This window comes from Henriciella marina (assembly GCF_027213945.1).
Taxonomy (GTDB): domain Bacteria; phylum Pseudomonadota; class Alphaproteobacteria; order Caulobacterales; family Hyphomonadaceae; genus Henriciella; species Henriciella marina_A.
This window is the reverse complement of sequence record NZ_JAPWGW010000001.1, coordinates 428569-450170: the sequence shown is the minus strand read 5'-3', so window position 1 is coordinate 450170 and position 21602 is coordinate 428569. Positions and strand designations below refer to the sequence as shown.

Annotated in this window: 20 protein-coding genes; 14 read left to right on the top strand and 6 right to left on the bottom strand. The window is 59.6% G+C overall.

All coding sequences use genetic code 11. The features are described from left to right. The first annotated feature begins 11 nt into the window (after window positions 1-11). From O4G74_RS02250 to tilS, 10 genes are all read left to right on the top strand, one after another. Window positions 12-1865: a polysaccharide biosynthesis protein gene (locus O4G74_RS02250; protein ID WP_269401040.1), complete on the top strand. Its 1854-nt coding sequence runs from the start codon at window positions 12-14 to the stop codon at window positions 1863-1865. Between the two features lie 81 nt (window positions 1866-1946). Further along, window positions 1947-3533 carry a bifunctional phosphoribosylaminoimidazolecarboxamide formyltransferase/IMP cyclohydrolase gene (gene purH, locus O4G74_RS02245; protein WP_269401039.1) on the top strand — a complete coding sequence of 529 codons (1587 nt, stop codon included), beginning with the start codon at window positions 1947-1949 and terminating at the stop codon, window positions 3531-3533. Window positions 3534-3537: 4 nt separating this feature from the next. Further along, on the top strand, window positions 3538-3981 hold the full coding sequence (locus O4G74_RS02240; RefSeq protein ID WP_269401038.1) for a YbgC/FadM family acyl-CoA thioesterase: 444 nt from the start codon (window positions 3538-3540) through the stop codon (window positions 3979-3981). Window positions 3982-4161: 180 nt separating this feature from the next. Continuing rightward, the gene (gene tolQ, locus O4G74_RS02235; protein WP_269401037.1) at window positions 4162-4869 is read left to right on the top strand and encodes a protein TolQ; all 708 of its coding nucleotides are present in this window, start codon (window positions 4162-4164) and stop codon (window positions 4867-4869) included. Window positions 4870-4872: 3 nt separating this feature from the next. Then, window positions 4873-5319: a protein TolR gene (tolR, locus tag O4G74_RS02230; RefSeq protein ID WP_233350458.1), complete on the top strand. Its 447-nt coding sequence runs from the start codon at window positions 4873-4875 to the stop codon at window positions 5317-5319. A gap of 3 nt (window positions 5320-5322) precedes the next feature. Then, window positions 5323-6216 carry a hypothetical protein gene (locus O4G74_RS02225; protein ID WP_269401036.1) on the top strand — a complete coding sequence of 298 codons (894 nt, stop codon included), beginning with the start codon at window positions 5323-5325 and terminating at the stop codon, window positions 6214-6216. Between the two features lie 25 nt (window positions 6217-6241). Beyond that, on the top strand, window positions 6242-7600 hold the full coding sequence (gene tolB / locus O4G74_RS02220; protein WP_269401035.1) for a Tol-Pal system beta propeller repeat protein TolB: 1359 nt from the start codon (window positions 6242-6244) through the stop codon (window positions 7598-7600). Between the two features lie 132 nt (window positions 7601-7732). Then, window positions 7733-8290, top strand: coding sequence for a peptidoglycan-associated lipoprotein Pal (gene pal, locus O4G74_RS02215; RefSeq protein WP_269401034.1), 558 nt, complete (start codon window positions 7733-7735; stop codon window positions 8288-8290). Window positions 8291-8404: 114 nt separating this feature from the next. Beyond that, the gene (ybgF, locus tag O4G74_RS02210) at window positions 8405-9358 is read left to right on the top strand and encodes a tol-pal system protein YbgF (RefSeq protein WP_269401033.1); all 954 of its coding nucleotides are present in this window, start codon (window positions 8405-8407) and stop codon (window positions 9356-9358) included. Further along, entirely contained in the window at window positions 9346-10536 is a 1191-nt protein-coding gene (tilS, locus tag O4G74_RS02205) for a tRNA lysidine(34) synthetase TilS (protein WP_269401032.1), read from the top strand. Before ybgF ends, tilS begins: the two co-directional genes overlap by 13 nt. Before the next feature lie 12 nt (window positions 10537-10548). Here the strand turns inward: tilS and O4G74_RS02200 are convergent, their stop codons facing one another. Further along, on the bottom strand, window positions 10549-11319 hold the full coding sequence (locus O4G74_RS02200; protein WP_269401031.1) for a formyl transferase: 771 nt from the start codon (window positions 11317-11319) through the stop codon (window positions 10549-10551). Between the two features lie 73 nt (window positions 11320-11392). Then, window positions 11393-12739, bottom strand: coding sequence for a phosphoglucosamine mutase (glmM, locus tag O4G74_RS02195; protein WP_269401030.1), 1347 nt, complete (start codon window positions 12737-12739; stop codon window positions 11393-11395). Between the two features lie 246 nt (window positions 12740-12985). Here glmM and glmS point away from each other — a divergent pair, with 246 nt between their 5' ends. After that, on the top strand, window positions 12986-14824 hold the full coding sequence (gene glmS, locus O4G74_RS02190; RefSeq protein ID WP_269401029.1) for a glutamine--fructose-6-phosphate transaminase (isomerizing): 1839 nt from the start codon (window positions 12986-12988) through the stop codon (window positions 14822-14824). Between the two features lie 308 nt (window positions 14825-15132). Here the strand turns inward: glmS and O4G74_RS02185 are convergent, their stop codons facing one another. Beyond that, a complete protein-coding gene (locus O4G74_RS02185) occupies window positions 15133-15747 on the bottom strand; it encodes a TetR/AcrR family transcriptional regulator (RefSeq protein WP_269401028.1) in 615 nt (204 codons plus the stop codon). A 72-nt stretch (window positions 15748-15819) separates the two neighbouring features. On the opposite strand from O4G74_RS02185, the gene O4G74_RS02180 reads away from it, so the two are divergent. The 3 genes from O4G74_RS02180 to O4G74_RS02170 are packed head-to-tail and all read left to right on the top strand — an operon-like array spanning window position 15820 to window position 17796. Then, window positions 15820-16809 (top strand): NAD(P)H-dependent glycerol-3-phosphate dehydrogenase, encoded by a 990-nt coding sequence (locus tag O4G74_RS02180; protein WP_269401027.1) that lies wholly within the window; start codon window positions 15820-15822, stop codon window positions 16807-16809. Then, window positions 16796-17107, top strand: coding sequence for a YciI family protein (locus O4G74_RS02175; RefSeq protein WP_269401026.1), 312 nt, complete (start codon window positions 16796-16798; stop codon window positions 17105-17107). The genes O4G74_RS02180 and O4G74_RS02175 overlap by 14 nt, the downstream gene beginning before the upstream one ends. An 11-nt stretch (window positions 17108-17118) precedes the next feature. Then, entirely contained in the window at window positions 17119-17796 is a 678-nt protein-coding gene (locus O4G74_RS02170) for a glutathione S-transferase (RefSeq protein WP_269401025.1), read from the top strand. Here the strand turns inward: O4G74_RS02170 and O4G74_RS02165 are convergent. The 3 genes from O4G74_RS02165 to O4G74_RS02155 all read right to left on the bottom strand — a co-directional run bounded on the left by O4G74_RS02165 (window position 17774) and on the right by O4G74_RS02155 (window position 21512). Further along, entirely contained in the window at window positions 17774-18589 is an 816-nt protein-coding gene (locus O4G74_RS02165; protein ID WP_269401024.1) for a sulfotransferase family protein, read from the bottom strand. The two genes, O4G74_RS02170 and O4G74_RS02165, sit on opposite strands and share 23 nt — an antisense overlap. Before the next feature lie 43 nt (window positions 18590-18632). Beyond that, the gene (locus O4G74_RS02160; RefSeq protein WP_269401023.1) at window positions 18633-19163 is read right to left on the bottom strand and encodes a TerB family tellurite resistance protein; all 531 of its coding nucleotides are present in this window, start codon (window positions 19161-19163) and stop codon (window positions 18633-18635) included. Window positions 19164-19238: 75 nt separating this feature from the next. Further along, a complete protein-coding gene (locus O4G74_RS02155; protein WP_269401022.1) occupies window positions 19239-21512 on the bottom strand; it encodes a PQQ-dependent dehydrogenase, methanol/ethanol family in 2274 nt (757 codons plus the stop codon). Between the last annotated feature and the right edge of the window lie 90 nt (window positions 21513-21602).

Here is a 21602-nt window from a genome sequence, read left to right as displayed (position 1 = left end):
CCCGAAGAGCCATGGCGATCACGCTTGGCTTCGATACCGCCGCCGCTGCGGTATCGATGGCTATTGCGTTGGTCACACGCTGGCTGATGACGGGAGGCGCGCCGCCTGACAGCTTCTTCGGCGGCATCGTCACAACAGCCATCTTTGCAGGTGTTGGCTTCGTTTCATTCTATATGCTGGGCGTACACAAGCAGGTCTGGCGTCACTCTGGCTGGCGGGACGCTGTTCGCATCGTTCAGGCTGTTGGCCTCGCTACGCTTTTCTTCCTGCCGCTCGTCTTCCTCTGGAACAGGCTGGTGGGCGTGCCGCGCACAGCGATCGTTATCGCCGTCGTCATCTGGCTCGCTATTATCTTCTCAGGGCGCATGGTGGCCCTCTGGCGCTCGACCCAGCGGCCGCTGCAGATCTTCTTTTCGCGTGCCCGGCCTGACGCGCCAATGGTGCTGCTTATCGCCCAATCGGAAGAGGCGGCGCGTATCGACTCGCTCTTGGGCAAGGACGAGAAAGGCGCAAAGGTTCGCATTCTGGGCCTGCTGGAGCCGGAAGGCGCCGAGTTTGGCCGCAAGATCCGCGGTATACCTGTGCTCGGGGGCCTGGAAGACCTGAGCAAGGTGCTCGACCTGCTGACCCTTCGTTATGAAAAGACACCGCTTGTGGCGGTGGCAGGCATAGCACGAGAACGTCATTACATGACGCAGGTTCTGGAAGTCGCAGCGAGCCGAAAGACGGAGGTCATGTCTCTAGGCGCGGCCGCGGACCAGACATCGGCTTCCATGCTGCCAGTGCGCGCTGCAGACCTGTTGCGGCGACGCGAACGCGAGCTCGATGTCGAACCCGTCGCCGACATGATCGAGGGCATGCGCGTGTTCGTCACCGGCGGCGGTGGTACGATCGGCTCTGAGCTGGCGCGCCAGTGCGCGAGCATGAACCCACAATCGCTGACCCTGTTCGATTCCTCCGAATACAATCTTTACGAAGCCGATCTTTCGCTGCGCGAGCAATTTCCGAACCTGCCAATCAATTCCGAGCTTGGCGATGTGCGCGATGTCGCCCGCGTGACCCGGGCAATTGAACAGTTCGAGCCAGATATCATTATCCACGCCGCGGCTCTCAAACACGTGCCCCTGATGGAGCAGAATGTCTGTGAGGCGATTCTGACCAATGTCGGCGGCGCGCTAATTACGGCGAAAGCCGCGCAGACTTCCTCTGTGCAGAAGTTCGTTTTCGTCTCGACCGACAAGGCCGTCCACCCTGACAATGTCATGGGGGCCACCAAACGGCTGGCAGAGTTGACGGTGACGCGGCAGGCCGTGTCCTCGAACTTCTCCGTGTCGATGGTGCGGTTTGGCAATGTGCTCGGCTCCTCAGGCTCTGTGGTGCCGCTATTCGAGCGCCAGATCGCCAAGGGTGGGCCGGTGACGCTGACCCATCCGGAAGTTACGCGTTACTTCATGACGGTGGAAGAAGCGTCAGCGCTGGTTCTTCAATCAGCCACGCATAATGGCAGTCCGGGCTCTGCGTCTCTTTATGTGCTCGATATGGGTGAGCCGGTCCGGATCAAGGCGCTGGCCGAGGCAATGATCAGGCTGAAAGGCCTGGTGCCAGGGCAGGATATTGAAATTCGCACGACGGGTCTCCGCCCTGGCGAAAAGATGCACGAGAAGCTCACCTATAATCATGAAGAAGTGAACGTGATCGGCATCGAGGGCATCTACAAGGTTGCCTCCAAGCAGGTCGTTGCGAATGACTTCGATGAAAAGCTTGATGAGCTGCTCGACCATGCCCGTCACCGGCGCCGCGACGAGGCGATCAAAATGCTTGCCGAGCTCGTGCCTGAGTACCGCCCGCGCCGGGCAGCGGAGTAAGCGGCCAGACACGGTTGACCAATCAGATTGCGGTGCTACCCACTGGCGCCGGTTTCCAGAAGAATGAAAGTCGCCGAGCCCATGACTGAGCGTTTCAAGGTCCGCCGTGCCCTGCTGTCGGTTTCTGACAAGTCGGGGCTTGTCGAACACGGCCAAAGGCTCGCCTCTCATGGTGTGGAACTAGTCTCGACCGGCGGGACGGCGCGCGCCCTAAAGGAAGCAGGCCTCGACGTAATCGATGTCGCTGATCTTACCGGTTTCCCGGAGATGATGGACGGCCGGGTCAAGACGCTGCACCCGGCCGTGCATGGCGGTCTGCTCTATCGCCGCGACCTTGAGAGCCACCGCAAGGACGCCGAGCGCCACGGCATCGAAGCCATCGATCTCGTCTACATCAACCTCTATCCGTTCGAGGCGACAGTCGCATCGAACGCCGACTTCGTTACCTGTATCGAAAATATCGACATTGGCGGTCCGGCCATGCTGCGCGCTGCGGCCAAAAATGGCGAGTCGGTCGCGGTCTGTACCGATGCTGGCGATGTTGCTCGCGCGCTGGCGGAAATGGACACCAATGAAGGTCAGATCAGCCGCGATCTGAGCGTTCGTCTTGCTGCCAAGACCTACGCCCGGACAGCGGCGTATGATGCGGCGATTTCGGGCTGGTATGCCGACCAACTGAATGACACGACACCGGATTGGGCCGGGTTTGGCGGCAAGCTGGCGCAGGAGCTTCGCTATGGTGAAAACCCGCACCAGTCGGCAGCCTTCTATGTTACCGGCGACAAGCGTCCGGGCGTTGCCAATGCGCGGCAAGTGCAGGGCAAGGAGCTATCCTACAACAACATTAATGATACCGATGCGGCCTTCGAGTTGATCGGTGAGCTGGGTGACGAGCGTCCGGCCGTTGCGATCATCAAGCACGCCAATCCGTGCGGCGTTGCGATGGGTGGTACGCCGTTCGAAGCCTACAAGGCAGCGCTGGAATGCGACTCGACCTCAGCTTTTGGCGGTATCGTTGCGCTGAACCGCCTGCTGGACGAGGAAACGGCGCAGGAGATCACGAAGATCTTCACTGAAGTCGTCATTGCGCCGGGCGCTGACCAGGGCGCGCTGTCCGTCTTTGAGAAGAAGAAGAACCTTCGTCTGCTGCTGACAAGCGGCATCCCCGATCCGCTGGCGCGCGGCCGCGTCGTGAAGAGCGTCGCGGGCGGCCTGCTGGTTCAGGACCGTGATTTCGGCCGCGTCTCGCAGGAGGATCTTCGCGTGGTCACGGACAAGGCACCAAGCGAGGCAGAGCTTGAAGACATGCTTTTTGCCTGGCGCGTCGCCAAGCATGTGAAGTCCAACACGATCGTCTATGTCAAAGATGGGGCGACTGTCGGTATTGGCGCGGGCCAGATGAGCCGGATCGATTCAGCGCGCATCGCTGCCCGCAAGGCTGTCGATGCTGCTGAAGTTGCGGGTTGGGATACTCCGAAGACGAAAGGCTGTGTCGCTGCGTCTGATGCGTTCTTCCCATTCCCTGATGGCTTGCTGCAGGCGGCGGAAGCCGGCGCGACGGCCGTTATCCAGCCGGGCGGCTCCATTCGCGATGAAGACGTGATCAAGGCTGCGGACGAAGCCGGTCTCTCTATGGTGTTCACCGGCATGCGGCACTTCAGGCACTAGTCCGATGGCAGAGGTCGTCTCTCCTTTCGATGCCGCGATGCAGCACTGGCTGCCAGTCAGGGTCTATTATGAAGACACTGACTTCACGGGCATGGTGTACCACGCAAACTATCTTCGCTTCTTTGAGCGGGGGCGGTCGGAATTCCTGCGTGATGCGGGGGTTTCGCATCAGTCGCTTCTGGCGTTGCCGGAACCGGCTGCTTTCACGCTGACCAATGTTCAGGTGGACTATAAGCGGGCCGCGCGGATCGATGACGCTCTTATGATCTGCTCACGCTATATCGGGATCAAAGGCGCAAAAGTCCTTTTTGAACAGACAGCGCGGCGCGGTGACGAAGTCATCGCTGAGGCGCTTATAACTGCAATCATGATCCATGCAGACGGGCGACCGCGTCGCCCCATTCCGCACGTGGTCGATCAACTGCGTCCCTACATCTTCAAGTCCTGAGCGACCGACCAGCCTTTTTGCGGCTCAGTCCCTCCTGCCCGAGGCCCTCCGGCACATATTCTGCTTCAGATGCCAAGTTTCCGCCTGATTTCCATTGGATAGGGGGGAGCAGATTGATCGTGCGGTCTGATGGGGGTCGTGCGCAAAGGCTGTGCTGCAGCCAGCAAGAAGAGGAATTTCATGGAAAGCGACGTCACCGCACCGATTGTAAACGATGCCGGCTTCTCCCTTCTCGGTCTCCTTCTGGAAGCCGATATTGTGGTCAAACTCGTCCTTATCATCCTGCTCATTGCCAGCCTCTGGTCCTGGGCAGTCATTATCGAGAAGTCCTTTGCCGTTTCGAGCGCACGTCGCCGGGCAAAGGCTTTTGAGGACGCTTTCTGGTCAGGCCGGGCAGATGATCTTGATCGCCGTGGCCCACCTTCGGGCAACGACGCGGCCTCTCGCATCTATGCGTCCATCTCCCGGGAGTGGAGCGATGCGCGCCGGGCACCTGAAGCAAATGATCACATGATGATGATTGACCGGGCCGAACGCTCGCTGCGCGCAGGTGTCGACCGGGAAGTAGGCCGGATCAGCAATGGTCTTGGTGTCCTCGCGACCATCGGTTCTGCCTCTCCGTTCATTGGTCTTTTCGGGACAGTTTGGGGCATCATGAACGCGTTTCTCAACATCGCCGAGAAACAGGACACCAGCCTGACAAACGTTGCAGGCCCAATCGCCGAGGCCCTGTTCGCGACCGGCCTTGGTCTTGTTGCAGCCATTCCGGCCGTCATCTTCTACAATAAGTTCACGGGTGACGTGAACCGGTTTGCCGATCAGCTCGATACGTTCAGCCAGGATCTGCTTGTGCGCCTGTCGCGCCGCGCGTCGGACCTCGGAGCTTAAGTCATGGCCGGAGGATTTGCTGCTGGCCCGTCAGGGCGAAACCGCGGCCGCCGCGCGATGGCCGCAGAAATCAACGTGACGCCGCTCGTCGATGTGATGCTCGTGCTGCTCATCGTCTTCATGATCACTGCGCCATTGCTGACGACCGGCGTAGAGGTCTCATTGCCGAAAGCGTCGGCTGAAAACCTGCGAGCGCCACAGAGCCAGCCATTATCGGTGTCGCTCGATCGGAGCGGGGCGATCTACATTCAGGAGACGCGGGTGAATCCGGAAGAACTCGTCTCGACGCTCTACGCGATCGCTGGAGAGGGGTATGAAGAGCGTATTTTCCTGCGTGCTGACGAAGGCGTGAATTATGGCCAGGTCATGAGTGTGATGACCCGTATGCAGCGTGCTGGGTATCGCAACATCGCGCTTGTCACTGATCCGCAGGCCGAGGAGTCGCGCTAGGATATGATCCGAGGCCTTCCGGCATCCATCATGCTGCACGTTGCAGTGATTGGCGCGGGCTATATCGCCTGGCCCTATGTCGCGACGACCGTGACAGAGGATGAATTCGTCGTGGTGCCGGTGGAACTGGTGGATGTCGGCGAAATGACCAACGTCGCCCCCGTCATCGAACCGCAGGACCCGGAAGAAGACGAACTCGAGCCAGAGCCGGAACCCGAGCCCGAGGAAGACGAAGAGCTTCCGGTCGAGGACATTCCTGACGAGCGGGACATTCCAGTGGATGAGGTGGAGACGGCAAGGGAGGCCGCCCCGCCTGAAGAAGAAGACGATATTCTGCCGAATTTTGAGGCGGAGGCAGACGAAGAGGAAGAGGCGCCACCAGAAGAGCCCAAGGAGGAGCGCCCGGCAACGCCAAACCCGAAGCGCGATAGCAGCGCACTCGACAATCTACTGAATTCGGCGGAATCCACCTTCCAGAGCGAACGTGAGACCCGTAGGGAAACGCAGGCGCCGCGCCGTGAGACACCGCCTCGCGAAGAAACCCCTGCACCGCAGGAGCAGCGCGCCGGGGCCGGCGAACGCACAGCAAACACTGTCCGGATCGAGCAGCTGCTCTACAATCAGATCTATCCGTGCTGGGATGGCGTTGGCGATCAGCCAGAACCGGAGCGGCTTAATGTCAGCATGCGGGCGAGGCTGGATGCTGAAGGTAACGTGATCGATCTTGATCTGCTGCGTCCGTCGCGGGCGCCGATCGGAGACCGACCAATGCAGCTCGCTATCGAACGTGCGCAGCGTGCGGTCCAGAAGTGCCAGCCTTACAGGCTTCCAAGAGATGACTACGATCTCTGGAAGGAAGCAAATATCAATCTCGGCCCGGCTTTTACGGGCAATTAGACGACAGGAAAGGGCGATAAGCCAGATGATGAAATCAATTGCCGCCTATCTCTTTGCTGCCTTCGTGGCGGTCATTCCCGCCGCGACGGCGCAGGTGACCGTAAACATCTCTGAAGGTACGCTGAAGCCAACACCCATCGCGATTCCTATGTTCGAGGCCGAAGGCGCCGACCGGCAGCTGGCGACCGACATCACGTCCGTTATCCAGAACGACCTACTGTCGACGGGCCTTTTCGAGATCACCCCTCAGAGCGCCTTTATCCAGCGCGACCTGTCGATCAACACACAGCCTCGTTTTGCCGACTGGAAGATCATCCAGACCGACGCGCTGGTCGTCGGCGAGGTTGACCGCGTGACAATTGAAGGTGTGGAATTCATTCGCGCTTCTGTCCGCCTCTGGGACGTTTATGGCGAAGAAGTCATGCGCCTTGAGGGTCAGGCTGGCCGCCGTTTTACGGCGAAGCCCGAAGACTGGCGTCGCATTGCCCACAAGATCGCGGACACGATCTATGCGCGCCTGACTGGTGAAGACCCCTATTTCGACTCGCGCATTGTCTATGTCGCTGAAACCGGTCCGAAGGATGACCGCACCAAGCGCCTCGCGATCATGGATTCCGACGGCGCCAATGTAAAATACCTGACGTCCGGTACGTTCACGGTTCTGACACCGCGCTTTTCACCGTCGAACCAGCAGATCACCTATATGTCGTTCGAAAATAACCGTCCGCGCGTCTACCTGTTCGACGTCCAGAGCGGTCGCCAGGAAGTTCTGGGCAATTTCCAGAACATGACCTTTGCGCCGCGCTTTTCGCGTGACGGTCAATCAGTTCTGCTGACCCAGGCAGTGAATGGAAATTCGGACATCTATCTGCGCGACCTCGTCACCCAGAGCACGCGCAGGCTCACCGACCATCCAGCGATCGATACCTCGCCCTCCATGTCGCCGGACGGCCGCCAGATCGTCTTCAACTCTGACCGCGGTGGCAGCCCACAGCTTTACGTAATGAACACGGACGGCTCGCCGCTGACCTGCCCGTCGGGCGGGCGCGACACCGCCTGCCGAATTACTTTCGGATCTGGCCGTTATTCGACGCCGGTCTGGAGCCCTCGAGGCGATCTCATCGCTTTCACCAAGCAGTCCCGCGGCCGTTTCTCAATCGGCGTCATCGGTACAGATGGTGAAGGTGAGCGCGTCCTGACCGAGTCCTATCTCGACGAAGGCCCGGAATGGTCGCCGAACGGCCGTGTTATCACCTTCTTCCGTGAGCGTGCGCCGGGGGCTGGTCCACAGCTCTGGTCGGTCGACCTTACGGGCCGGAACCTCCGCCAGATTCCGACACCAACGCAGGCGTCTGACCCGGCTTGGTCGCCACTTCTGAACTAGGATCTGGAGTGCCTGCCCAGACCTAAACGCCCAGAAGGCAAATATTTTTTTTCAGGAACCAATCGTCAGCCACGAAGTTGACAAATTCCGTCACTAATGGGTCGCGCCAACGACCTTACGAAGGAGTAACCAATGCGTCGTCTAGTTCTCTCTACTGCTTCCCTCGCCCTGATACTCGGCGCCGCTGCTTGCGCTTCGAAGCCAGATCCGGTCGACAATTCGGCGTCGCAAGTTTCCGATACCGGTAATACCAACACCGGCCCGGTGCGCGAGTCCGATATCGAAACGCCAAACCGTGTCATTGATTCCGGCCCAGCAGCTGGTTCGCTTGAAGACTTCCGCGTCAATGTCGGCGACCGCGTTTACTTCAATCTCGACCAGTACCGCCTCGACGCTGACGACCAGGCTGTTCTGCAGCGTCAGGCTGCCTGGCTGCAAAACTATCCAAATGTCCGCATTCTGGTCGCTGGCAATGCCGACGAACGCGGCACCCGCGAGTACAACCTCGCGCTGGGCGAGCGTCGCGCCTCGGTCGTGCGTGACTATCTCGTGAACCTCGGTGTCAGCCAGTCGCGCATCGACACGGTTTCCTACGGCAAGGAGCGTCCAATCGCACCAGAGTCGAACGAAGCTGCATGGGCGATGAACCGCAACGCTTTCACCCAGATCATGGGTGGTCCGAGCAGCTAATCGCTGCCGATTGACAATAACTGATACAGAAAGCCGGGCGTCATAATTTGGCCCCGGCTTTTTTCTTATCTATATGCTGAAATTGTGCATCTACTGCCCCGAAGAGGCCCTTTCATGATCCGTATGGTTCCGCTCATTGCCGCACTTGCCCTGTTTGCCCCGATGGAGGCAGGTGCCCAATCCAATCGCGCGCCTATTACCCGCGGCGCGACAAGCGGCGACCTCGCAGCAACCGTCACCGATATGCGACAGCGTATGGCGCAGATGGATCTGGAGCAGAAGCGCCTCGATGACGAGATCAATCGCCTGAATGGTGAGATCGAGACCCTTCGGTTCCTGCTGTCGCAGTCGCGAGATGAGTCCGAACGGATGCAACAGGACGATCAGCGGATCGGCCAGTCGATCCGTGAGCTGACCGAGCAGAATGAACGCATGCGGCGCCAGATTTCCGCATTGCAGGAAGATGTCAGCCAGAACCGCGCTGAGATGGACGATAGCGAAGAAAACGCTTCGTCCCCTCGTCGCAATGAGACCGACGGGTCTTCAGAAAGTGAAATGCGTGAAACGAGCACCAGCAGCAATACGCAGGCGCGTGCCGCAGACACAGCACAGACGGGGTCGATGGGTAATCCAGATTACCAAGGGTCACTCGGCACGCTGCGTGCCAGCGATCTTCCCGGCGAGGCAGGCCCGCTTTTCGCGGCCGCAAAGTCGCGTCTTCTGAAGTTTGACTATGCTGGCGCTGAAGAAGCGTTCCGCGCTTTTCTTGACCAGTTCTCCGATGACCCGCAGGCGGGCGAGGCGCAGTACTGGCTGGCCGAAACCCTGTTCCAGCAGGAGGCTTATGGCGAATCCGGTGAGGCCTATCTCAAAATGATCCGGGAATATCCGGACGATGCGCGCGCGCCAGATGCGCTCGTCAAACTTGCCCGGTCCATGCGCCTTGTCGGCGATACAGATCGGGCCTGCGAGGCGCTTGATGTCCTGCCGCAGCAGTATCCAAATGCATCAGGTGTGACGCGCAATCTTGCGGCCTTGGAACGCACGCGGGCAGGGTGCAACGCCTAGACCATCATAACCATCAGCTTCTCGAGGCGGTGACAGCCGGGTCTAAAGGCCCGGTTTGCGTGGCCGTGTCCGGCGGAAGCGATTCGCTCAGCCTGCTGGATCATGCCGAAGCGTGGGCGGAGGAAACGGGGCGCACCCTGCTGGTCCTTACCATTGATCATGGACTGCGGCCCGAAGCTGCCGATGAGGCCCGTTGGGTCGCGGATCTGGCCCGCAGTCGAGGAATCGGGGTGGAGATCCTGACCTGGTCACCCGACAAGCGCAGCCAGAATGCTGCGCGGCAAGCACGTCATGCCTTGCTGGCAGAGGCGGCGAGGCGCGCGGGCGCAAGTGTCGTTCTGCTTGGCCACACGCTGACCGATGTTGTGGAGACACTGTTGATGCGTCTGATGCGGCCAGCGCGGCTGGCGGGGGCAGTGGGCCCGCAGCCGGTTTCCGTGTCACCGGTGTGGCCTCAAGGGCGGGGTATCATGCTTGTCCGACCTCTCATCGACCATCGGCGTGAGGACCTGGCGGCTGATCTGCGGGGGCGGGGGCAGAGCTGGATCAATGATCCGAGCAATGATGGTGACTATTATGAGCGCGGGCGTATCCGGCAACTTGTGAATGCCTCGGATCTGGCGCGGCTGGAGCGCGTCTGCTTCGACGCAATGCGTCTTCGGGCAGCCGAGGACTTTCAGATTTCGCGTCTTCTCACGGACAGAGTGCGCGTCGATCAAAGTGGCCTGATTGAAGCTGACGTTCAGCACATCGAGGCCTCGCCAGCTGTGCGCGCCCGGTTTCTGGACATATTGCTGCAGGCTGCTGCAGGCACTAGCCAGGGCGCGGCGGCGCCATCGGTTGCTGCGTTGGCCGAGACCGTTTTCTCTGATGGGCCAGCGAGCCGGATGACGCTGGGCGGTGCGTGGGTCCAGAGGCGCGGGGGCAGCCTGATGATGGGCAGGGACCCTGGTGAAGCACGAAAAGGCTGGACAGGTGGTGTCTGGGACGGGCGCTATGTGGGCGGAGGGGCTTTTGAAAACACCCCAGTCCTTCAGACGTCGGACTTGCCGTTTCTTGTGCGTGGAAGTGCGCCTGATGAGGCCGCTCGGGAAATCATCTCAGACCGGCTGGCGCACCGGAGCCAGGCGCTCATGCTCAGTGCCCGCTTCAGCGCAGCGATGACGATAGATCGCTGAAATAAATGCCCGCTACCAGACACCCCGGCTGAGCCCGCTCCAGAGATAGCCGCCAAGGGTCGGCGCGAAATACTGTTTCGAAGGCAGGTCGAGCTTTTGAGGACGAAGCGTTCCGTTCAGCGCGTCTTCCATGGCCCGCACAACAATATCGCGGCTGCCAGCGGCAAGGCGCCAGAGATAGGTGTGGAAGTTGTCGTCAGCTTCTGCCTTGAGGCGCGACTGGTAGAGAATGTCGCCTGTATCAACCCCCTGATCGACGAGGTGCACCGTGGCGCCGAAATGTTCTGGCTCACCATTCGCGAGTGCGAAATACCCGCCGAACATGCCCCGGTACGCCGGGTTGATGCCAGAATGATAGTTGATGAAAGGCGCATTGACGCTGGCGAGCGTCTTCTTTGAGATCATGCGCGTTGATACGACGAAGACAGCTTCTGGGCTCAATGATTTCAGCGTGGCGCGGCACTGGTCGGAATTGACCGATGGGACGTCGATAAGGGTGGTGTCTGTACGCGGCTCAGGTTCCAGTTTTTCGCGGGCGATCAGTCTCGCGATCGTATCCTGACTGCCGTTTCTGGTGAGCTTGATCGGTATGCGTGCGGCCTGCATGCTTGCGACGGTCAGCAGACCAAGCAGCTTTCGGCGGCGGCGCCACAGAGTGGCCTGTGACTCGCCCTCCTCGCGGATGACCGGAAAGTCTCCGAAACGCTCTCTCAGCGTGTTAATCATGATCCAGGCATGCGGGCCGCCTGCGGTGAGTGCAACGATCTTCGGTGCTGTAGCCATGTCAGCCTCTCTCCCTGAATAGGACAGTCTGACAGGAGGATTGCAAGTATCAGGCTAGTTTCCGCTAGGCCAGCTAGCCTAAGGAGCGAACCGCGTCGGCGACTTCGTTGACTGCAGACTCCATGGCGGCGGCATCTTCGGCCTCGGCCATGACCCTGATCAGCGGCTCCGTCCCGGACTTTCGGATGACGAGCCGGCCCGTGCTGCCAAGCCGTTCTTCAACGGCGCTGATGACCTGTTTGACGCTGTCCTGCTCCAGCGGTGCTTCGCTTTGATAGCGGACATTCACCAGCTTTTGCGGCACCGGCTCAAAGACCCTCGATATCTCAGATAATGGCTTTCCGGTCTCCACCATGACAGCAAGTGCCTGAAGCGCCGCGATCATGCCATCGCCCGTGGTGACATGGTCAGAGACGACAATATGTCCGGACTGTTCCCCGCCAAGGTTGAAGCCACCCTCGCGCATACGCTCAACGACATATCGGTCGCCTACCTTGGTACGCTCAAGATTGAGACCCTTGGATTTGAGATAGTTTTCCAGGCCGAGATTGGACATGACGGTAGTGACGACGCCATTGCGGGCGAGCAGGCCGCGTTTTTGCCAGTCGCCGGCGATCAGGCCGATCAGCTGGTCGCCATCAATCTCATTCCCCTTTTCGTCGATGAGGATGCAGCGGTCCGCATCGCCATCGAGGGCGATACCGATGTCGGCGCGATACTTTATGACTGCTTCGCGGAGGGCGAGGGTATGAGTGCTGCCGACTTCCTGGTTGATATTAAAGCCGTCCGGGTTGACGCCGATCGGGAAAACTTCTGCACCCAGTTCGTAAAGGGCGGTCGGGGCGACCTTGTAGGCGGCCCCATTGGCGCAATCGACGCAGACGCGCAGGCCTGACAGCCGCACACCGCGCGGGAAGGTAGCCTTCACGATCTCGATATAGCGCGCCTGCGCGTCGTCGACGCGGCGGGTGCGGCCAAGGGCAGAGGGCGCGGCAAGCTTGTCATCAAGCGCACGGTCCATCCGGCTTTCGATTTCCAGCTCGATGTCGTCCGACAGTTTGTAGCCGTCCGGTCCGAAAAGTTTGAGGCCATTATCTTCAAAGGCGTTGTGGCTGGCAGATATCATCACGCCGAGGTCTGCGCGAAGTGAACGGGTCATCATCGCGACGCCGGGTGTTGGCAGCGGGCCGAACAGGGTCACGTCCATGCCAACCGATGTGAATCCGGCAACGAGGGCAGGCTCAATCATATAACCGGAGAGGCGGGTATCCTTGCCAATCACGACCGAATGGCGCCGTGTGCCGCCTCGGCGGAAATATTTGCCGGCGGCCATACCGAGGCGCATTGCGATTTCGGGCGTCATGGGCGGCGTGTTTGCTGTGCCGCGAATACCGTCAGTGCCAAAATATTTGCGCGTCATAGCCCACCTTCCGTGTCCTGAACTCGATTGGCATACATTCACCGCTCATGCCAACTCCAAGAAAGTCCCTATAAGACCGGGTTGCAACAATAGCTTTAACCCTAGCGGGTAATCGCCTTATGAAGCAGAATAATTGCGATGCTGTCCCAGCGAGGCCGCTGACATAAATCGACACGCTTTTTGCAATGACCTGCGGCCTTCAGGTTTCCTAGAGGAAGGCTGAGCACTCAAGGAGGCGACACACATATGTGCGGCATAATCGGCATCCTCGGCAACGAACCGGTAGCACCACGACTCGTCGATGCGTTGAAGCGACTTGAGTATCGCGGCTATGACAGCGCAGGCATCGCGACGATCGATGCCAGCGGGAAGATGGACAGGCGCCGTGCCCCGGGCAAGCTGGTCAATCTGGACGAAGCGATTGCCGCTGATCCGCTGGAAGGTAATCAGGGCATTGGTCATACGCGATGGGCAACACATGGCTCGCCGACTGTTGGAAACGCGCACCCGCACGTCTCCGGTCCTGTCGCCGTTGTGCATAATGGCATCATCGAGAATTTCCGCGAGCTGCGCCAGGAACTGGAAGCCGAGGGTCATCAGTTCGAGACTGAGACAGATACCGAAACGATCGCACACCTCATTGCGTCCAACCTCAAGAAGGGCATGGGCGAAATTGAGGCCGTAAAGGCCGGTGTGGCGCGCCTGCATGGGGCGTTTGCGCTTGCGCTTCTGTTCGACGGGCGTTCAGATCTGCTGATCGGCGCGCGCAAGGGCTCTCCGCTGGCGATCGGCGTCGGCGATGGCGAAATGTTTCTTGGCTCTGACGCGCTCGCTGTGGCGCCTTTCACCAATCGTGTCATCTATCTTGAAGAAGGCGATGTCTGCGTACTCAGCCACGAAGGCTATGAGATTTTCGACCGAAAGGACAAACCGGTCGAACGCGCAGTCAGCATTGTTCAGGGCGCCGGTGCTGCCGCTGAGAAGGGCAATTATCGCCACTTCATGCAGAAAGAAATCTTCGAGCAGCCTGATTCTACTGGCCGTACGATTGGCGCTTATACGAATATCCTGCGCCAGACTGTCGAGCTGCCTGGTGAGGGTGCAGACGCAATAGACTGGTCCGAGATCAAGCATCTGTACATGATCGCTTGCGGGACGGCCCACTATGCCACACGGGTCGCCGAGTACTGGTTCGAGCAGTGCGCAGGCCTGCCAGTCAAAACGGATATCGCGTCTGAATTCCGCTACCGTGATCCAGCGCTCGCCAAGGAAGGCGGCCTCGCGCTTTTCGTCAGCCAGTCTGGTGAAACGGCTGATACGCTGGCGGCGCTCCGCTATTGCAAGGAGCAAGGGCTCAAGACGGCTGCAGTCGTCAATGTGCCGACGTCGTCGATTGCGCGAGAGGCAGACCTTGTCCTGCCGACGCTCGCAGGCCCTGAAATCGGTGTGGCTTCGACCAAGGCGTTTACCGCGCAGCTTGCCGCACTGGCCGCTGTAGCAATTTCGGCCGGCCGGGCGCGCGAGCAGATTTCACGCGATGCGGAAATCCGTCTGGTGCGAGCCCTGACGGAACTTCCGCGCCTCATGTCCACAACACTGCAACTCGATGATCGGATTGCAGAGCTTTCTCGTGACATGGCCAAGGCCAGCGATGTCATCTATCTCGGCCGAGGCGTACATTATCCGATTGCCCTGGAAGGGGCGCTGAAGCTCAAGGAAGTGAGCTATATCCACGCTGAAGGCTATGCCTCAGGTGAGCTCAAGCATGGTCCGATTGCGCTGATCGATGAAGAGACGCCGGTCGTCTTTGTCGCGCCTTTCGATGGTCTGTTCGACAAGTCATTGTCCAATCTACAGGAAGTGGCGGCGCGGCGCGGTGAGGTCATTTTGATCTCCGATGCGGCCGGTGTACGTGCGGCGGGCGAGACGCCAGCCAGCCGTATCGAACTGCCGGACTGCGACCCGTTTATTGCGCCGATCCTCTATTCTCTGCCCATCCAGCTGCTGGCCTATCACGTCGCTGTGGAGAAAGGGACGGATGTGGACCAGCCGCGCAATCTCGCAAAATCGGTCACGGTCGAATAACGCGCAGATTCCAGCCCTTATCGCTCGAAATGAAAAAGCCCCGTCAGCGTCGCGCTGGCGGGGCTTTGTCTCATTTGCCTGATGCTTATCTAGATCAGCAACCCGGAACCGAGCATCACAAATGCGCAGAGGCTGGCAGTCATCGGGAGGCTGACCAGGATAGCGAAGATGCCCTGACGGGTTTCGGCGGAGGAAACGCTCATTGTTATTGTCCTTCTCAAAAGAGCCGGGCAGGCGAGCCTGTCTGCTCCGGTGAGAAAGATATAGCACCGGTCAGTATGGTAATCAATGAATGATTGGAAAATTATTTAGTGTTCAATCTCCGGCGTCTTTTCGATGCCTTTGGCGAGGCCTGCGATAATGATGTCGAGGACGCCATTCAGCTCTCGTCGAAGTTTCGGGAGGGTCAGACGGGAAAAAAGCTGCGGAAACCGGTACTTCATAAGTGCCGACTGGATCATTTCGGCAGTGTAGTTGCAGTCCTTGATTGGCGCGAAATCACCGCGCGCGACGCCATCCTCCAGAATGGTACACAGATAGATGCGCTCCTGGGCGAGGCCCTCATTCATGAATAGGGGCCGCTCTTCGCCGAGCACTTCGGCAACTTCCAGAATCTTCGCTTCACGCTCGATCGCGTCGAAGGTCTGATCCAGGCTGTAATGAAAAACCTTGCGCAGACGCTGGGCTGGAGGCGCGTCGCTGCGGGCAATCTCCGAATAGGACTGATAAAGCTCCGCATTGAACTGGCGGGCCATAGCCTCCGCAATATCGAGCTTTGAAGCGAAAAAGCGGTAGATATTGCCTGCAGACATATCGCAATCGCTTGCGATTTCGGACATGGTCGTTTTGCCATAGCCATAGTGTTTGATACGGTTCATGGCCGCATCAAGGATCTGCTCACGGGTCTTGGATTTATCACTCATGGGCAGAAGATACGGAAATCGATTGAATGATCAATAAATTCTTCAGCGGCCTGTTGGCGCAGGAGGCCTGATATGCAGACCATCGGAGTACTTGGAGCTGGCGCCTGGGGCACGGCCCTTGCCGCCACGGCCACGAAAGCAGGACGGGACGTCCGGGTCTGGGCGCTCGAGGCCGAAGTTGCCGAAGCGCTGAGCGCGGGGAAGGGAAATCCAGTATTCCTTCCAGATATTGAGCTGCCAAAGATGCAGGCTTCAAGCGACATGTCCATTCTGGCGGACTGCGAGGCGATCCTCTCTGTCGTTCCGGCCCAACATGCACGAGCCTGCTTTAACCAACTCAATCAGTATCTGACACCGGGTGTGCCCGTGCTTCTCTGCTCGAAGGGTATCGAGAAGAATACGCTGAGCCTCATGACTGATGTCGTGCATGAGACAATGCCAAAAGCGACCCCAGCAGTCCTTTCGGGACCAAGTTTTGCAGCAGATGTTGCGCGGGGCTTGCCGACGGCGGTGACGCTTGCCTGTGCAGATGAGAAACTTGGTCAGACGCTAATGAAGGCCATTGGTCGCAGCGCTTTTCGTCCCTACTGGTCGAACGATCTGATCGGCGCCGAGATTGGCGGGGCAGTAAAGAATGTGCTCGCGATTGCCTGCGGCATTGTCGAAGGGCTCGAGCTTGGAAAATCTGCCCACGCGGCGCTAATTTCGCGCGGCTTCGCCGAGATGACCCGGCTGGCGGTCGCCATGGGCGCGCAGCAACAGACACTCGCCGGTCTTTGCGGTCTTGGCGACCTTGTCCTTACGTGTTCGTCCCCGCAATCGCGGAACATGAGCTTCGGAATGGCGCTCGGTCAGGGGCGCTCAGCTCAGGATATCCTCGCAGAACGCAACTCGGTCACGGAGGGCGTTGCGACAGCTCCGGCGCTGACGGAGCTGGCAGCGCGCGAAGGTGTCGCGATGCCGATCTGTCAGGCGGTGCACGAAATTCTTGCCGGTCAGAAAAATGTCGATGAAGCCATGACCGCCCTCCTCAATCGCCCATTCAAGCATGAAGGTTTCTGATATGGCGCAATTCCTGATCAATGCTCGCGACAAGTCCGGCGCACTATCGCTCCGCATGGAGAACAGGCCAGCCCATCTGGACTGGGCTAAGGCTCATGCGGACAGGATATTGATGGCAGGGCCTGTCTTCGCTGACGATAGCGAGACATTTGCCGGATCGACTTTCGTTGTGGAATTTTCCACGCTTGCCGATGCCAAAGCGTGGGCGGCTGATGATCCGTATGCCAAAGCAGGTCTGTTCGAGACGGTCGAAATCCGGCCATTCAGATGGCTGATCGGTGGCGGAAAGCCGGAATAGGGCAACCAGACATGCGGAAGTTCGTCAGCGGCAACCTGAACTATTCCAGCTGGTCTATCAGGGCGCTCCTGATGGTTCGGCATCTGAGGCTCGAGGTTGAGGAAGAGATTGTCCCGCTGGACTTTCCCGATACGACGGCGCGCCTCGCGGAAATAAGCCCGACGCGGAAAGTGCCGCTTCTCATCTGGGACGATGAAACCATCTGGGACTCTCTCGCTATAATAGAATGGCTGACCGACCGGTATCCCGACGCGGGGGTTTGGCCCGAAAACCCCAAGGAGCGCGCGAGGGCGCGTGCCATTTCAGCAGAGATGCATTCAGGCTTTCCAACACTACGCCGCGAATGTCCGATGGATATCCGTTCTCGGCATGGCCGTCCGGAAATGACCGAAGCGCTGGCCAATGACATTTTGCGCGTTGATGCAATCTGGAGCAGCGCGCTGGAGGCCTCCGGCGGGCCCTACCTGTTTGGCGAATGGAGCGCAGCAGATGCGGTCTATGCGCCCGTTGTCACACGTTTCCTGACCTATGACCTGCCGCGTTCAACGACGTCGCAGGCCTATGTGGTGGCCGTCATGTCCCATCCGCTGATGGTTGAGCTTGCCGGGCAGGCAGCTGCAGAGCCCTGGTGGATCAAGTATGACGAGAACGGGCGCAGCGCAGGTTTCAGGACTTCGGAAGACTCATAAGGTCGTAGCCTAGATCGTGGCGGAAGAGTTCCTTCACCCGCTCCCGGTAGATGTCCAGCGCCTCGCCTGAGAACTGTTCGTTGAGCGGCGTCTTCCGGAATTGAAGCACATTGGCCTCGGCTTCCGGGTCTACCTTTTTAGCCATGGCTTCCTTGGTACCGGCCTTGAGCGCGCCGTCCAGCGCCTTGGAGGTCAGGCTGATCTGCCAATGGGCGGCCATGCCGCCGAGGATGGCCCGCGGATTGGCGCGGGTATCTTCATAGTGAACGCGGTAGATGCGGTCGCCCGCTTTCTCGAGGATATCGCCCCAGCGGTTCCAGAAGCGGGCAAGCCAGTAGAGGTCACAGCGATAGACTGAGCCCGACGGGTCGCCGCGCAGATAGTCCAGCCAGTCGACCTCAAGCTCATGGTTCCACTTGGCGTGGTGGCTGGCGAGAATCGACATGGGGTGGCGCACGAAAAGGATGTAAGGCGGCAGGCCTGCAATGCCGCGCGCCCACGTCCAGTCGGCCAGCTTGTGCGGGATGGTATGGCTGAAAGCGAGGCGCGGCAGCTCCGGGAAGGTCGGCTTGTCCTTCGGCCAGCCAATATAGGGGCGCACCGCATTCTCGGAGAAGTATTCTGGGCGGGGCACGCCATAAGTGTCGGCTAGCGCCACCGAGAACATGTACTTGACCCAGTGGGTGCCGGAATTCTTTGAGGTGACCAGCACGCCATCAAAGGCGCGATGGCGCAGGACGGAGAAGTTTCCCCAATTGTCCTTGCGGACACGTTTTTTGTAGGCGTCGCTCATGGGCATGGCTTGTACAGCGCCGCGCCCGCTTCTGCCAAGCGGTTCAGTTCAGGCCTGCCTTGCGGCGCCAGATCTGAATGAGGTCACGTTGGCCCGTATTTGCCCGCCCATCTGCGACGGCGACATTCTCCAGCATGGCGCATAAATCATCGAACTCTTTTGGGCCAATGCCGGGAGAGTGGATCACGACATCACTCATGCGCGCCATCACCCGCTGCGGCGACGGTGCATTGCGAATTGCCCAGCCCGCTTTTGCCATCAGGTCTTCTGCATCCATTTCCGCATATCCGAAGTGGGCCCTAATTTCGTCCCGGATTGCGGCATCCTGGCGGTCCGAGATCGTGCCGTGGGGCCCAGCGATCTGCAGCATCATGATGACGGCGGCCTGACGCGGATCAGTGACGGAGCCCAGTAGCGTTCCGTCCGGCTTCGGTGGTGCGCCCTTGCGTGCACGCCCGGCGATCCCGCGCGCGGCGCGATAGGAGCCGCGTGCAGCGCTGGAGATCATCCGGATGCGATGATACCAGAGCGCAAGCGCAGTCACGACACCCAGTATCGCCAGCAGAATGTGCATGAAAAAACTCCCCGACGGGCCTGCCGGGGAGTTTATGTTTTCCTGCTTCACAGCGAAAGCAGTAAGCGCTGCGGCTTACTGTTCGTCAGCTTCCAGTTCAGGCTCTGCGTCGAGGTCCATGCCCGGGCCGACAGCCTCTTCCTGAATATCCTTATCGCTGACCTCTTTGCGATTCATGTGTGCCTGTGTCACGACATAAGCACGGATCGCTTCGGAGTCTTCAGGGGTCAGGACATCGCTGAAGGACACCATGCCATTGCTGGCAAGGGCGCCGTTCATGACGACATTGTTCCAGGCGTCAGCGCTGGCTGTGTAGGTCGACCAGCGAAGGTCCGGCAGCACGCCTGAGCTGATGCCCAGCAGACCGTGGCACACGCCGCAATTGCGGGAATAGTGAACGAGACCTGCCTGGAGCATCTCTTCGTCCCCGAATGGCTCTGTCTTCGGTTCCGCTTCGACGATGAGATCAGTGTCCAGCGGCGGGATTTCCGCTTCACCGCCAAGCTTGAACGTAATGACCTTGCCAAGCGCTGGCGGGACAGCGTCCTTGAACAGCATGCCTGCAGCCAGACCATAGGCGTGGCCCCAGCCTGTCGTGATGGTCACGTACTGCTCGCCATCCACCTCATAGGTCATCGGGCCAGACAGAGCGCCCGAGTGAAGCTGCTCGGTCCACAGTTCTTCGCCCGTGGCGGCGTCATAGGCGATGAAGCTGCCGTCGAGCTTGCCCTGAAAGACGATGCCGCTTGCGGTAGATAGGATGCCACCATTCCAGCCAGCTTCATGCTCGACCGTCCAGCGGGCTTCCTGTGCAACCGGATCCCAGGCCACGAGCGTGCCTTTTGCCGCCGCACGAAGGGCCTGGACCGTACCTTCGGGATAGCGAAGCGGCATGCCGGCTGAGAAGTCCATGCCGGTGTTCCACTTGGACGGTTTCGACTTGAAGCGCGGATCCGTGATGTAGGCCTGACCAAGCTCCATCGCGGGAATATAGACGAGGCCAAGATCGGGGTTCATCGCCATAGGGTGCCAGTTGTGGGCGCCATACGGAGCAGGAACCTGAACGAAACCGGCATAGGTTTCAGGGTCATTGTTGCGGGCTTCCGGGTTTTCGATCGGACGGCCGTCTTCATCGAGGCCTTCTGCCCAGTTGATCGCGGCATATGGCTCACCAGAGATCAGCTCACCAGTGGCGGCGTCGACCACGTAGAAAAAGCCGTTCTTGGGAGCTTGCATGGCGACGCGGCGGGTTTCACCATTCTCGCCAAGCGGCAGGTCGGCCAGCATGATGTGCTGGGTTGCGGTATAGTCCCAATTGTCGCGCGGCGTGGTCTGGTAGTGCCACTTGTACTCGCCGGTTGTAGCATCGACCGCGACGATGGAAGAAACGAAGAGGTTGTCGCCGTCACTATTGGGGTCGCGCAGGTCGGCATTCCATGGTGAGCCGTTGCCGACGCCGAAGATGATCTGGTCGTTCACGTCGTCGTAGACGATCGCGTCCCATACCGTGCCGCCGCCACCATCGCTGACCCATGCGCCATCATCGCCCCATGTGTCATTGGCGAGCTCTGCGAAGATTGCGTCCGACGCTGCGCCGTCCGGTTCCTTGCTCGGGTTCGGGACGGTGTAAAAGCGCCAGTCGAGGTCGCCCGTCGCTGCATCATAGGCTGAAAGGTAGCCGCGCACGCCGAGTTCGGCGCCGCCATTACCGATCAGGACATTGCCTTTGACGATGCGCGGGGCGCCAGTGATCGTGTATGGCTTGGACTGGTCGACAGTAACGATGCTCCATTCAACTTCACCTGTCTCTGCGTCGAGTGCCTGGAGGCGACCATCAATCACGCCGACATAGACTTTGCCATCATAGACTGCGACGCCTCGGTTCACGACGTCGCAGCAGGCTTTCACTCCAACAGCGCGGTCGACTTCCGGATCATGGACCCAAAGCTCTTCGCCTGTGACAGGGTCGAGCGCGTAGACCACCGACCATGAGGAAGTGAGATACATCACGCCGTCAACGACGATCGGCGTCGACTCAATGCCGCGACCGGTGTTGAGCTCGTACGTCCAGGCTGGTGCAAGCTCAGAAATATTCTCGGCCGAAATGCCGGTCAGGGCTGAATGGCGCTGTTCTTCATAGGTGCCATTATAGGTCAGCCACTCGGCAGGCGTTGAAGCTGCATTCGAGAGGCGTGCCTCATCGACGGCGGCCGCGCCGGTCAGCGAGGCTTCATCGGCCTCTGGTGGATTCGGGGTTTCGACATTGGCTGCGTCCTCAGACGGGTTACCACATGCCGTAAGCCAGAGTGCAGACAGCGCAGCTGTCGCAGCTAGGCGCACAGGTTTCATGATCCCTCCAGTGTTTCCTCAAGACCGACCTTATCATAGCCATGGCCGATACCTGAAGCATGCTACGGTTTTCAGGAGTCTTGTCGAGCC